Origin of the sequence: Pseudoalteromonas sp. 3J6 (genome assembly GCF_903995135.1) — a bacterium.
Classification (GTDB): Bacteria; Pseudomonadota; Gammaproteobacteria; order Enterobacterales; family Alteromonadaceae; genus Pseudoalteromonas.
Map to the genome: position 1 here is coordinate 3,113,098 of NZ_LR877185.1, position 12,658 is coordinate 3,125,755.

13 protein-coding genes and 2 tRNA genes are annotated in these 12,658 nt (G+C 40.0%); 6 read left to right on the forward strand and 9 right to left on the reverse strand.

Annotated elements, in window-relative coordinates:
- Positions 1 to 100: 100 nt before the first annotated feature.
- Positions 101 to 1,393 carry an NCS2 family permease gene (locus P3J6_RS14015; RefSeq protein WP_054201141.1) on the reverse strand — a complete coding sequence of 431 codons (1,293 nt, stop codon included), beginning with the start codon at positions 1,391 to 1,393 and terminating at the stop codon, positions 101 to 103.
- A gap of 118 nt (positions 1,394 to 1,511) precedes the next feature.
- On the opposite strand from P3J6_RS14015, the gene P3J6_RS14020 reads away from it, so the two are divergent.
- From P3J6_RS14020 to P3J6_RS14030, 3 genes are all read left to right on the forward strand, one after another.
- Positions 1,512 to 1,973 carry a tetratricopeptide repeat protein gene (locus P3J6_RS14020; protein WP_010388519.1) on the forward strand — a complete coding sequence of 154 codons (462 nt, stop codon included), beginning with the start codon at positions 1,512 to 1,514 and terminating at the stop codon, positions 1,971 to 1,973.
- Positions 1,974 to 2,297: 324 nt separating this feature from the next.
- The gene (locus P3J6_RS14025) at positions 2,298 to 2,732 is read left to right on the forward strand and encodes a SulA-like leucine-rich domain-containing protein (RefSeq protein ID WP_010388516.1); all 435 of its coding nucleotides are present in this window, start codon (positions 2,298 to 2,300) and stop codon (positions 2,730 to 2,732) included.
- A 39-nt stretch (positions 2,733 to 2,771) separates the two neighbouring features.
- Positions 2,772 to 3,248 carry a YchJ family protein gene (locus P3J6_RS14030; RefSeq protein ID WP_010388514.1) on the forward strand — a complete coding sequence of 159 codons (477 nt, stop codon included), beginning with the start codon at positions 2,772 to 2,774 and terminating at the stop codon, positions 3,246 to 3,248.
- Positions 3,249 to 3,315: 67 nt separating this feature from the next.
- Here P3J6_RS14030 and P3J6_RS14035 read toward each other — a convergent pair whose 3' ends face one another.
- Positions 3,316 to 3,618, reverse strand: a complete 303-nt coding sequence (locus tag P3J6_RS14035; RefSeq protein WP_054201143.1) for a DUF6172 family protein — start codon at positions 3,616 to 3,618, stop codon at positions 3,316 to 3,318.
- A 201-nt stretch (positions 3,619 to 3,819) separates the two neighbouring features.
- The gene (locus tag P3J6_RS14040) at positions 3,820 to 4,347 is read right to left on the reverse strand and encodes a VC2046/SO_2500 family protein (protein WP_198523346.1); all 528 of its coding nucleotides are present in this window, start codon (positions 4,345 to 4,347) and stop codon (positions 3,820 to 3,822) included.
- A 112-nt stretch (positions 4,348 to 4,459) separates the two neighbouring features.
- On the opposite strand from P3J6_RS14040, the gene P3J6_RS14045 reads away from it, so the two are divergent.
- Both P3J6_RS14045 and P3J6_RS14050 read left to right on the forward strand, forming a co-directional pair.
- Positions 4,460 to 4,544, forward strand: a tRNA-Tyr gene (locus tag P3J6_RS14045).
- Between the two features lie 49 nt (positions 4,545 to 4,593).
- Positions 4,594 to 4,678, forward strand: a tRNA-Tyr gene (locus P3J6_RS14050).
- Positions 4,679 to 4,709: 31 nt separating this feature from the next.
- On the opposite strand, the gene P3J6_RS14055 is transcribed toward P3J6_RS14050, so the two are convergent.
- From P3J6_RS14055 to P3J6_RS14065, 3 genes are all read right to left on the reverse strand, one after another.
- Positions 4,710 to 5,405: a M48 family metallopeptidase gene (locus P3J6_RS14055; protein WP_198523347.1), complete on the reverse strand. Its 696-nt coding sequence runs from the start codon at positions 5,403 to 5,405 to the stop codon at positions 4,710 to 4,712.
- Positions 5,406 to 5,590: 185 nt separating this feature from the next.
- A complete protein-coding gene (locus P3J6_RS14060; RefSeq protein ID WP_198523348.1) occupies positions 5,591 to 5,986 on the reverse strand; it encodes a VOC family protein in 396 nt (131 codons plus the stop codon).
- Positions 5,976 to 6,647 (reverse strand): HD domain-containing protein, encoded by a 672-nt coding sequence (locus tag P3J6_RS14065; RefSeq protein WP_198523349.1) that lies wholly within the window; start codon positions 6,645 to 6,647, stop codon positions 5,976 to 5,978. Before P3J6_RS14065 ends, P3J6_RS14060 begins: the two co-directional genes overlap by 11 nt.
- Before the next feature lie 139 nt (positions 6,648 to 6,786).
- On the opposite strand from P3J6_RS14065, the gene P3J6_RS14070 reads away from it, so the two are divergent.
- Positions 6,787 to 7,977: a class I SAM-dependent methyltransferase gene (locus P3J6_RS14070; RefSeq protein WP_024601131.1), complete on the forward strand. Its 1,191-nt coding sequence runs from the start codon at positions 6,787 to 6,789 to the stop codon at positions 7,975 to 7,977.
- Positions 7,978 to 7,992: 15 nt separating this feature from the next.
- On the opposite strand, the gene P3J6_RS14075 is transcribed toward P3J6_RS14070, so the two are convergent.
- From P3J6_RS14075 to hrpA, 3 genes are read right to left on the reverse strand one after another with little or no spacing between them, the layout of a single operon-like run.
- The gene (locus tag P3J6_RS14075; RefSeq protein ID WP_010388503.1) at positions 7,993 to 8,289 is read right to left on the reverse strand and encodes a PilZ domain-containing protein; all 297 of its coding nucleotides are present in this window, start codon (positions 8,287 to 8,289) and stop codon (positions 7,993 to 7,995) included.
- An 8-nt stretch (positions 8,290 to 8,297) separates the two neighbouring features.
- Positions 8,298 to 8,678 carry a response regulator gene (locus P3J6_RS14080; protein WP_138608965.1) on the reverse strand — a complete coding sequence of 127 codons (381 nt, stop codon included), beginning with the start codon at positions 8,676 to 8,678 and terminating at the stop codon, positions 8,298 to 8,300.
- Between the two features lie 47 nt (positions 8,679 to 8,725).
- Positions 8,726 to 12,613: an ATP-dependent RNA helicase HrpA gene (gene hrpA / locus P3J6_RS14085; protein ID WP_198523350.1), complete on the reverse strand. Its 3,888-nt coding sequence runs from the start codon at positions 12,611 to 12,613 to the stop codon at positions 8,726 to 8,728.
- Positions 12,614 to 12,658 lie beyond the last annotated feature (45 nt).

Genomic DNA, 12,658 nt, shown 5'->3' on the forward strand with positions numbered 1-12,658 from the left:
TAAAAAAGCCCATACAACTGTATGGGCTTTTTTATAACTGAAATTTAGTCACTATATAAATTTACATACCCAAACTAAATCTAGCTATTTAACAAAAGCATTAAGATAAAAATGCAAACTTAATAATAAACAGTGCCGTTAAAATCCAAACACTAATACTTACCTGATCTTTTTTACCACACAGTACTTTAACCGCTGTATAAGAAATAAAACCCAGTGCAATACCGTGTGCAATTGAAAAGGTCAATGGAGTCATTAACAATACAACACTCACTGGAATTGCATCAGTCATATCATCCCAGTTTACAAACTTTAAGTTTTGTAGCATTAGAACGGATACATATAAGATTGCCCCTGCTGTTGCGTATGCGGGTACCATTTGTGCCAAAGGTGCAAAAAACATCATTAATAAAAAGCAGCAACCTACAACTACAGCCGTTAAGCCCGTTCGGCCCCCCACTGATACTCCCGCTACAGATTCTATATAAGAAGTTGTTGTTGAAGTTCCCAGCATTGCACCGGCAATGGTTGCAGTGCTATCAGCGCTTAATGCGCGACCTAAGCGCGGCATATTGCCGTTTTTATCTGCTAGACCCGCTTTTTGAGTAACCGCTACCAACGTGCCTGAGGTATCAAATAAATCAACAAATAGAAACGCAAAAATAACACTCAACATAGACAGTTCAAAAGCAGCACTAAAATCAAGTTGCATAAAAGTCGGCATTATTGAAGGTGGCATTGCAACAACACCATGATATTCAACTAATCCCATCGACACTGCTATCGCGGTAACGAGTAAAATACTAATAAGCACGCCGCTTTTAAAGTCACGATAAAGTAATGCCGCAATAATAAAAAAACTAAAAATAGCTAATAGCGGACCCGGTGACGTTATATCGCCTAGCTGCACAAGTGTTGCTGGGCTTGATACAATAATACCAGCACTTTTCAGCGCAATAAGTGCCAAGAATGCACCAATACCGGTTGCTATTGCTTGTTTGAGCACCAGGGGGATTGCATTAATAATCCACTCTCGCACCTTAAATAAGCTTAATATTAAAAATATACACCCTGACATAAACACCGCGCCCAGCGCTGCTTGCCAGCTATAGCCCATACCTAGCACCACGCCATAGGTAAAAAATGCATTTAATCCCATACCCGGTGCCAATGCCAATGGATAATTGGCCCACAACCCCATAATAAAACACCCTATTGCAGCGGCAATACAGGTTGCAACAAAGGCAGCACCTTGGTCCATGCCTGCTTCTGCAAGCATAGCTGGGTTAACGAATACGATATAAACCATCGTAATAAATGTAGTCATACCGGCAATACATTCACGGCGAACCGAAGAATCATTTGCACGGATTTTGAATAAGGCTTCGAGCATAATAAACTTGTGGTTGTAAAAAGTGGCGAGATTTTAGCATAAAAATAACTTTTTACAGGACATTTTACCTTGCTATATACTAAACTAGCTAAGTGATTAAAATAACAAACGAAGTAGCATGATCAAAACGACACCAAGTGGCCAAGACTTAGAGCAACAATTAGACAACATTCTTTCTTTTGTAACGCAACCAAGCGATGCAAATCCCCCTGCGAGCTCTAAAAACACCGATCAAGACACATTAAATAAAGCTCTTTATTACCTTAAAAATGAACAAGGCGCCTTAGCCGCAAAATGGATGCGTTTAGCAGCAATGGCAGGAAACTATCGTGCACAGTTTTACTTAGGGCTATTTTTCATTAAAGGCCAAGGTGTGCCACAAAGTGTATTTCATGGGGCTGCGTGGCTCAGCTTAGCTAGTAGCCAAGGATATGAGCCAGCAATAGAGGCAATGAGCGATATACGCAAACACATTAGTACCAAACGACTTAAAGACGCCCAGTGTTATGCCGCCAGCTTATATGAACAAATTCATCAGTTACAATTTTCACATCTGATCCCTATAAGTCACGAAAAATAGTTTTACTACCTAGTAACTCATTCTATCTGTAAATTGATTAAGCGTTTTATAAGTTAAATGCAACAACGCTTAATTTTTTAAACTACTGTATACCTCATGCATTTCAAGATTTATTTAGTTATAGATTAAAAAGCTACCGTCAAAAGTATTCATCCCAAAAAATTATAATCTATTGTTATATATGAACTATTTATTTTTAAATAGTTTCATTATCGTGCTCAGCTGAATAACTGTACAAAAAAATAGCAAAAAACACTTGCACCAAACAACTGTATAAACTACTGTATACATGTACTGTATAAAAACCCAGTGAGTGAGACGATTATGTTACAGCCTATTACCGTAAGAACAGTTAAGAGCTACCAACAAGATGACCAATCTGATTGTGTTAACGTTGTACAAATTGAAGATGAGATTTCAGCGACCTTTGAATTATTAAAAGTATTACACCAATACAATAGCTTAAATGCATGGACACTTTTAATTGCGCCAGACCATGTACCTAGTAAAGCGTTACTTGATTCATGTTCAATTGATACCAGTAAATTACTAGTTATACGCCAAAAACATTTAGTTAATATAGAGTATGTTTTAAGTTCTGCACTTCACAATGGAAATTTTGCAGCGGTGATCACCTGGACCGACATAATAAATAATCAGCAACTATCACAGTTATCATTAAACCTGAGCCATACACGCACTAAGCTGTATTGCTTTAGCAAAAAAAGCGCTCAAGCTGAGATTTCACTAACGCAATAAGCTTGGTAAACTAGCGTTTTAATACACAGTACATTTATTATGACCTCTAACGCCCTACTATGTTTTTGTGGCAGTCAGCAACTTTATGCTGATTGCTGTGAACCTTTTCATTTAAAAACCAAACAGCCACAAACACCTGAGCAACTTATGCGTGCTCGCTACAGTGCATATGCGGTTAAAAACGCGGCTTTTGTTCGTGAAAGTTACGCAAAAGAAAAGCAAGCTGAAAACTCACTATCAGAAATTAAGGACTTTGCAACTAGTTGCCGCTTTATAAACTTAACCGTATTAGATTCTGGTTATAATGATGAAACAGGGTTTGTAAAGTTTAAAGCCCATTACTTTTATCAAGACTTGTATTGCGAGCTGGCTGAGCATTCAAAGTTTATTAAAGAAGATGAACAGTGGCGATATCTTGATGGTGAGATCACACCGGTTGCTGATATTAAAGTGAAACGCAATGATACTTGTCCTTGCGGCAGTAATAAAAAGTATAAAAAGTGTCATAGTGTATAAGTAACAACCACAAAAAATGGGCCACTTGGCCCATTTTCACAAACTACACTAAACGCAACTTAGCGCTTTATTCGTCATCACCTTCATCGAAGTCTTGACGTTGTGCAGGTCTTGCTAAAATCTCTAAGTAGAAAGAGGTTAAACCTTGCTTTTCAATTTCACTGATGTGATTGTTAATTTCAGCAACGTGAACCACTTGGGCCTCTTCAGCCGTGTTACCAAACTTACAATCAAATGCCCAGTAGTCGGCATCAACAGGTAAAGTTTTATTACGTTCTCTTTTCAAATATTTTTTCACTTCATGCTTTGCAGCATCAACCATACGAGGGTATTTGATTTTCTCATGATTCAGCGTGAATGTTTTCTTCATTACGTTCCTAATTACCTTGGTTTAATGATAATGGCATTTAATGTCATACCATTTGCGCCATTATAGCAATTGCATTTAAATTTTGGATGCTTTTTTTATATTAAATCGGTTATTAAAATAAAGCACCTACAAAACCACTAATATAAACACAGTTTATTACAATCTAATGGCGCTTAAAAAACAGCATTTAATGTAATTTAATTAGGCACTAAACAAATGTAATGGCTGGTGGAGGGCTTCATTTTGTAAATCATCATAAAATGCTGCGGCATCCATTTGCATATTTGAGAGCGGCATATCACTGTTTTTAATTCGCCGACGTACCGCCAGTTCACAATTATCAATCACGTTAAGCGGAATATGATTTTTATCATCTCGAATATTTAACGGTTCAGGCTTTAAGCACTGAGTTAACTTTATATCAGTCATCCCTATAGCGCTTCCCATTTTTGCTAAAAGTTCCGTGTTATTTTTGCCAATCAACATATTAAAGGTATCTGGCGCTAATGGCTGCTTTGGGCCCGCACCAAATTGCTTTCGCAAGGTCTCTTCATCAGCTTGGTAACCACTTGCATCACTTTTAGGTAAGTGAAACTCACTAAAATCAAGCGCGTCATGAGAGAGCATTGCTAATAAAAGTGCAAACTCGCCTCGGCGGTTATCGTGCACACTTTCATTAAGCCTCGTTTTTAACTGGCTCTCCGTGATTAACAAATCACCAATCTGCATAGACTTTAGCCTATTTAACTAATTAATAAGTATTTATCGGCTAAATTTGAATTTTCTTTAGCTTTTTTCTTTACTTAAATAAGAAGTTTGCTATTATCTGCCGCGTTGCATTGGAGGGGTTCCCGAGCGGCCAAAGGGATCAGACTGTAAATCTGACGGCTCAGCCTTCGCTGGTTCGAATCCAGCTCCCTCCACCACTTTTCTTAGGCTAAGTTAAGTGGGGCCAAATGCAATAAAAATTAGTGTGGAGGGGTTCCCGAGCGGCCAAAGGGATCAGACTGTAAATCTGACGGCTCAGCCTTCGCTGGTTCGAATCCAGCTCCCTCCACCACTTCTCTTTACTACCTCATTTTATGATCTAGTTATTCAAAAACCCATTGTAAACTCATGCCATGCTTATTTAACCAAGCGCTTGCTTTTTTGTGTTCTGAATAAAATAATCCTACACGATGCCAAAATTGTGCACTGTGATTTAAATACTTTAAATGCGCTAACTCATGCACAATCACGTAGTCAATTATCCATGTAGGTGCGCTTGCCAAGTGCAAGTTGAAGGTCAGTTCACGCCTGCGGTTACAACTGCCCCAGCGACGCTTATACAATTGAATACGAATATTGCTCGGTAGCTTTTCACCCATCAGCTGACAATAGTAGTTAACTCGCATTTCAATATAACTTTCTAACTTCTCATGCAAAAATTGCTCTAGCAAACCTTGATACATTTGCGTTCGATGCTTCACACGTGAAGAAAGACTCAGTAACAGCGTTTGGCTTTCATTGTGCTGCTGCCATTGAGTACGTGCTGCGTTTTCAAATTGCACATTAACAGCTTCATTAAATAATTTAATGCTATTGGTTTTAAGTGGAAACTGTCGTGTATCGGCTTGAATTTGTTGCTTATGTAACTGAGCATCAATCCAGCCCTGTTTACTCAACAGCCATTCGTTAATTTGTGTTTTCGTTACAAAATGGGGCGCATACACAGTAAGTTCTCGTTGTGCGACTTTAATAGCCACTGTTTTTCGCCGACGGCTTCTTCTTAACGTATAATCTAACAATCTAAAGTGCCTATAAGTTATTATAAAATAAAACTTTCTCTATTAGCTTAATAAGTTAATTCGTAGGAGAAAAAACCAGTTAGTAGGTATCGTTTTAATATTGCTCGATACTAAATAGGCTAAACGATGGATCATAAATCTACCCTTGGCTATTTTAACTGTTGAAGTTTTACTAAACAAAGCCGCTAGCTCTCGAGTTGCACTTTTATGACATTATAATCATGAGAAGTGATTTCATGGCTATTACCACTATTGTCTTTAAAATACATAGAAAAAGTCACGCCATGATCAGCCAATATGGTTTTCACTTGATGCTGCTCAAGATGCTTGAGCCACATAACAAATTGCTCCCCTGTCGCAGCAAAAGCGATTCCTTTACTGCGCCCATCGCCTTCAAATAAAGCCAATCGTGTAGTGGCGTTTTCATCTTCGAGTGTTAAAGGACCTTTTCCCTCTTCATTCCAAAAGGCTAACTCCTCTACTACGGTAAAACCAAGCACCTTTTCATACCACTCAATAGCTTGGTTGAGGCTTTGAACATTTAAATGACAATGATCAATTCCCGAAAGTTTAGGTGTCATCGCGTTGTTCACCAATTTCAGATTTAAGCTGAGCTAAAAAATCGTGCATGTATGCAGTGCGTCTTTGTGCTTCGGCTTTTGCAGAAGGAGTATTCATACTCTGGGCAATATGCAGTAATTTAATAAAAAAATGATCTAGGGTGTACTTTTTATCGTCTGCTTCTCGGTTTAAACAAAATGGATCATCGGGGTTGTATAATAATCGACTAATAGAGCCGCCTACTTTCATACAACGGCTTACGCCAATAGCACCCAAGGCATCCATTCTGTCAGCATCTTGTACAATCTGTGCTTCAACCGTTTTAATAGCAATATTGGCGCTAAAACTATGTGCGGCAATGGCATGGTGAATATCATCAAATAGCGCGTCATCATAGCCAATAGACGCTAAAAAGTTAATCGCTTTATCCGCGGCCATTGTTGATGCCCTTGCTCTATCTGGATGATTTTTAGCCACTGCGACACAATCATGCAACCAAGCTGCAGGCAATACAATCGCCATTTCAGCTTGCTCTGCCATACATAGCTGCACAGCAACACGTACTACCCGCTCAATATGGGTAATATCATGGGCAACATCCGCATGTACTAAGGATGTTATAAAGTCTCTGCATTGCTGATTAAGTTGCTGTAATGAGGGGCTAAGAGCTGAATTGTCCACCGAATTTCCAAAAATCTATTTAAACGAGTTAATAATGGCTACTTTACCGCGATTTATAAGCCCCTTGCAAAACATTCATTGTATGTTGCGCGAGCCTTGACTAAAATACAGCGCTTATTTATTACTACAGAGAAGCCCTATGTCATCTGCCGTTTACCTGCAAGCTGGTCGCGATAAATCATTAAAAAGAAAACACCCTTGGTTATTTTCTAAAGCCATCAAAAAAATTAAAGGTAAACCTGGATTAGGTGACACGGTAACCATACACGACAGTGAAGGTAAGTTTTTAGCCACCGCAGCTTACAGCCCTCATTCACAAATACGTGCTCGTGTTTGGAGCTTTGACGAAAAAGAAGTGATTGATCAACATTTCTTTGAGCGTCGTCTTCGCCGTGCTTTAGAAGCTCGCAGCCATGCAATTGAAGAAGGTGGACTTACCGGCTTTAGGTTATGTGCAGCAGAATCAGACTACTTACCCGGTATTACCATAGATAAGTTTGATAATGTAATTGTGTGTCAATTACTAAGCGCAGGCGCAGAACGTCATAAAGGTGAGATTGTTGGTGCTTTAATGGCTATTTTCCCAGGCTCTACTATTTATGAGCGCTCAGATGTAGATGTTCGAACCAAAGAAGGGCTAGAGCCTATTAAGGGCGTACTTTGGGGGAGTGAACCCACTGCACCTGTCATAATTGAAGAAAATGGTTTAAAAATTGAAGTTGATATTCTAGAAGGCCATAAAACTGGTTTTTATTTAGATCAACGAGATAGCCGTGCTGCACTGGAGCGTTTTTCAAAAGACAAAACCGTATTAAATTGCTTTAGTTATACGGGAACGTTTTCTCTTTATGCCCTGCGCGGTGGCTGTAAACATGTAACCAATGTTGATGTTTCACAACCAGCACTTGATACAGCAAAGCGCAATGTTGAGCATAACAACCTTGATTTAAATAAAGTCGACTTTGTAAAACAAGATGTCTTTAAATTATTACGCCAATACCGTGAAGACGGGGTGATGTTTGATACGATCGTTATGGACCCGCCTAAATTTGCCGATAACAAGGCGCAGTTAACTGGGGCGTGTCGCGGTTACAAGGACATCAATATGATTGCGATGCAAATATTAAAGCCCGGCGGCACTTTGCTAACATTCTCATGCTCTGGTTTAATGGAACAAAACTTGTTTCAAAAAGTAGTCGCAGATGCAGCCCTTGATGCAGGTAAGGATTTACTGATCATGGAGCGCTTAAATCAAGCAGCTGACCACCCTATTGCAGGCAGCTATCCTGAAGGTTTTTACCTTAAAGGGCTTATTTGTAAGGTTTACTAAAAACTAATTAAGTAGTTAGTTAAACTCTACAATTTCAAGCCCTGCGGTTATCGTGCCATCCTCTTCTGTGCTGGCACGTATTACCTTAACGGTGGCTTTTAACGGTGCAATGCTCGGATGTGTTGATGCAATATCAACCGATAAAATTGAGTTAAGCTCTAACAAATCATCGAGTTGTAATGAAAGACCCGTTGCACTTAAATCAAGGCAGGTGCCAGTGTAACTGAGCCCAGCAACAGGCTCTATTGAGGTTAACTTCGCTGGCGTGTTAACCTGCATACGTCTATAGTTTCGCTTATCTTCAGTAAACATAATTCCCTCTACACAATATTATTAATTTTTTCTCGTAGTACGGCGATAGAAAAAGGTTTTACAACGTAAGCATCACACCCTGCGTCAAAGCCAGCTTGTTGTTCAAGCTCCGACTCAAGTCCAGATACCATAACCACCGGAATGTTTTTTGTCTCTGGCGTGTGTTTAAGTATGCGACAGGTATCATAACCATCGAGTCCTGGCATACACACATCGAGCAAAATAATATCGGGCGGATTAGCAATCGCAGATGCTAAACAACTTTTACCAGAATCAGCATAGCTCAAATCAAATGTTGATGCTAACCCTGCTTTGAGTATTTCAAAATTGAAGTACTCATCATCAACCACTAACAACTGCCGCGCTTTGTGTTTTAGTAATGAGGACATAGCTATGTCATTTCCTTCTCAAGTTAGTCCCTCTTTTTATAAAGGGATTATTCAACTTCTTTTATCGCATTTAACACACGTTTTGCTGAAATTGGATAAGGTGTACCTAAGGTTTGCGCAAATAAGGATACGCGTAATTCTTGCTGCATCCAAAAAATAGCCTCAACATCAGTAGGCAGCGGCATTCCTTTAGGTGTTTTATTTGTTAGTTTTTTATATTCTTGCGCTACTTTTTCAAGCTCTAACACACATAATCTATCACGATTTGGGTCAACAGGTAGTTTTTCTAGGCGTTTTTGAATCGCTTTTAAATAACGAATTAAATCGCCGAGTTTGTCTGCCCCATGCTGACTGACAAAGCCTTTAAAAATAAGCGACTCTAGCTGAGACTTAATATCCCCATGAGCGGTGATCATGGTTAAATCTACACGCCCTTTCATTTTTTTATGTAGTGCATGCGCGATACTCAGTACTTGCTCAACCTGCGTAGCAATGGCCACAACGGTATCGCCTAACTCGCCGCGAATATGCTCTTTAACCGTTTCAAATGCCTCACTTGTGCGAATATCACCATATTTAACTAATAGGCTATCAACGCCTGATGCAATGCAGTCATCAATTAAATCGGCAATTTTACCAAAAGGATTAAAGTACAATCCTAATTTAGCTTTGTTTGGTAGGTTTTGCTGCAGGTATTTAATTGGTGATGGCACGTTTAATAGTACTAAACGACGTAAACCTTGCTGGTGCGCTAATTGTGCTTTTATTTCGTTATCAAATAGCTCTACTGCGGCCGTTGACTTTTTATCCACTAGTGCTGGGTAGGCTTTAATTTCGTATTGACCTTGCTTTTTCACATACGATGTTGGTAACTCACCAAAATCCCACTGGGTTAAGTCGGCTTTTTCTATGCCTTTGTCGGCCACTTTAGATAGGGTGTCGGTAACTTTGCCTTGAAGCTGCGCTTTAAGCTTAGCTAAATCGAGCCCACGGGCAAGAAGTTGGTCATTTTCATCACGGACTTCAAACTGCAATCTTAAATGAGGAGCAAGGGCTGTTAAATCCCATGCCTCAGGGTCGACTCGCACGCCAGTCATGCGCAGTAACCGATTACTTAGTGAGTCGATTAACGGGCCTTGTAGAGGCTCTATGGCCGCTAACACCGCGTCGGCATAATTAGGCGCAGGGACAAAGTTACGGCGAAGTGACTTTGGCAATGACTTGATTAACCCACAAATTAGCTCATGACGAAATGCCGGTATATGCCAATCAAAACCACTTTCTTGAACTTGGTTTAATAGCGCAACCGGTATCTGCACGGCAACACCATCAACTGCTTGGCCTGGATCAAAATGATAAGTAAGCGGCAACATTAAGTTATCTTGTTGCCATGTATCTGGATAGTCAAATTCGGTAATGCTACTTGCACCATGCTGCATGAGCTCTTCTCGCGTCATGTGCAGGTAGTGTTTGTCTTGCTGTTTTTGTGTTTTATACCACTTAATAAACGCAGCACGATTATTAATATCGTTCGGTATTTTTTTCTCGTAAAACTCAAATAAGGTTTGTTCATCAACTAAAATATCGCGCCTACGAGATTTGTTCTCGAGCACTTGAATATCTTCAATTAATTCGCGGTTATATTGTAAAAATCCTTCATTGAGTCCCAGCTCTTGTTCAACCAGCGCCGTGCGAATAAATAACTCTCGGCTTACTTTAGGGTCAATATTGCTGTACACACAGCGGCGTTTATTAACAATTAATAAGCCATACAGAGTTTGTTGTTCAAAGGCGATGACCGCACCGGGCTTTTTCTCCCAGTGGGGTTCTGTGTAGCTGCGTTTTACTAAATGCTGAGCGAACGGTTCTACCCAGTTCACATCAATTTTGGCATTAATACGAGCATAGAGTTTACTGGTTTCCACCAACTCAGCCGACATCATCCATTTTGGACTCTTTTTAAATAAGCCTGAGCCTGGGAAAATATGAAATTGGCTATTACGCGCACCTTTATATAGCTGCTTTTCGTCTTTAAAACCGATGTGACTGAGCATGCCACTTAAAAGTGCTTTGTGAATAAGCTCACTGTCTGCGACATTAGTGGTGGCTTTCATTTTCATTTCATTGCACACAGTGCTGATTTGATAAACGATATCTTGCCATTCACGAATACGCATATAGGCTAAAAAGTCTTTTTGACATAACTTTCTAAACTGGCTGTTAGTCAGCTCACTTTGCTGCTCTTCTAAATAATTCCACAGGTTTAAAAAGGCAATAAAGTCAGAGTCTGGATCGTCAAAGCGACCATGTTTTTCATTCGCGGCTTGGCGTTTTTCTTGTGGTCGCTCGCGGGGGTCTTGAATTGAAAGCGCGGCAACAATAACTATCACCTCACGCAATGCACCCAGTTTATGTGCAGTTAGCACCATTTTTGCTAAACGCGGGTCAACCGGCAAACGACTTAGCTCTCGCCCAGATTGTGTTAGGCTGGTTTTTTGATGACGCTTAGCCGCTTTTACTGCTTGTAACTCTTCAAGCAATGTTAAACCATCATTAATATTTCGGCTATCTGGAGCTTGCACAAAAGGAAATTGCGCCATATCACCCAGCCCAAGGGCTAACATTTGCAAAATAACTGATGCTAAATTAGTACGCAATATTTCAGGGTCAGTAAATTCAGGACGCGATAAAAAGTCATCTTCTGAATATAAACGAATACAAATACCCGCTTCAACACGTCCACAGCGCCCCATTCGCTGATTAGCACTGGCTTGCGAAATAGGCTCTATAGGTAAACGTTGCACTTTTGTGCGATAACTATAACGACTAATTCGCGCAGTCCCTGGGTCAATAACATAACGAATACCAGGTACTGTTAGCGATGTTTCAGCGACGTTGGTAGAGAGTATAATATGGCGGCGCGAATGCGGCGCAAAAATACGGTTTTGCTCAGCATTCGATAGCCTTGAATACAAAGGTAATACATCTGTGTGTTTTAAATTACGCTTGCTTAGTGCATCGGCGGTATCACGTATTTCTCGCTCACCATTTAAAAAGATCAGAATATCGCCAGGACCTTCGGCGCAAAGTTCATCTACCGCATCAAAAATACCCTGTAGTTGGTCGCCTTCGGCTTCCATATCTTCTTTTTGAATATCACTAATTGGGTTATAGCGTACATCAACTGGAAATGTTCTTCCTGATACTTCAATAATAGGTGCATCATCAAAATGCTTAGAAAAGCGCTCAGGGTCGATAGTTGCTGAGGTAATAATAACTTTTAAATCGGGGCGTTTTGGGAGTAAATTTTTAAGATAACCTAAAATAAAATCAATGTTTAAGCTACGCTCATGCGCTTCATCAATAATAATGGTGTCGTATTGATTTAAAAATCGGTCTTGTTGTATTTCAGCTAATAAAATACCGTCGGTCATCAATTTAATATAACTGTTATTAGATACCTGATCGCTAAAACGAATTTTAAAACCGACCTGCTGGCCAAGCTCGCATTGCATTTCTTCTGCTATACGGTTGGCAACACTACGAGCTGCTAAACGCCTTGGTTGCGTATGGCCAATGTAGCCCTCAACGCCTCGGCCTAGCTCTAAACACATTTTAGGTATTTGTGTGGTTTTGCCTGAGCCAGTTTCACCAGCAATGATCACCACTTGATTATTAGCAATGGCCTCTTTAATGGTGTCTTTTTTTTGACTAACCGGTAACTGCTCAGGGTAAGTAACTTTAGGTAGCCCATCTAAGCGCTGCTCTCGCAGCGTTTGACTACGACTGATATCAGTCGCAATTTTTTCAAGCGCACTGGTAAGTTTTGCCTCGTCGGTGATTTTTTTAACGCCGTGAAGACGCTTTTTAAAACTGAATTGATCTTTTTTTAAGCACGTTTTTAGCTCGCCAAACAACTGACCTAGGTTTACCACCTGCATACCTTATAAAAATTAGTCAAAGAGCCCCGATTGTAGCAA

Bases quoted from the DNA above. Each gene is read 5' to 3' on its own strand.
- P3J6_RS14070 (WP_024601131.1), top strand. From the start codon at position 6,787: ATGTCATCTGCCGTTTACCTGCAAGCTGGTCGCGATAAATCATTAAAA.
- P3J6_RS14080 (WP_138608965.1), bottom strand. From the start codon at position 8,678: ATGTCCTCATTACTAAAACACAAAGCGCGGCAGTTGTTAGTGGTTGAT.
- P3J6_RS14030 (WP_010388514.1), top strand. From the start codon at position 2,772: ATGACCTCTAACGCCCTACTATGTTTTTGTGGCAGTCAGCAACTTTAT.
- P3J6_RS14015 (WP_054201141.1), bottom strand. From the start codon at position 1,393: ATGCTCGAAGCCTTATTCAAAATCCGTGCAAATGATTCTTCGGTTCGC.
- P3J6_RS14060 (WP_198523348.1), bottom strand. From the start codon at position 5,986: ATGACACCTAAACTTTCGGGAATTGATCATTGTCATTTAAATGTTCAA.
- P3J6_RS14025 (WP_010388516.1), top strand. From the start codon at position 2,298: ATGTTACAGCCTATTACCGTAAGAACAGTTAAGAGCTACCAACAAGAT.
- P3J6_RS14020 (WP_010388519.1), top strand. From the start codon at position 1,512: ATGATCAAAACGACACCAAGTGGCCAAGACTTAGAGCAACAATTAGAC.
- P3J6_RS14075 (WP_010388503.1), bottom strand. From the start codon at position 8,289: ATGTTTACTGAAGATAAGCGAAACTATAGACGTATGCAGGTTAACACG.
- P3J6_RS14035 (WP_054201143.1), bottom strand. From the start codon at position 3,618: ATGAAGAAAACATTCACGCTGAATCATGAGAAAATCAAATACCCTCGT.
- P3J6_RS14040 (WP_198523346.1), bottom strand. From the start codon at position 4,347: ATGCAGATTGGTGATTTGTTAATCACGGAGAGCCAGTTAAAAACGAGG.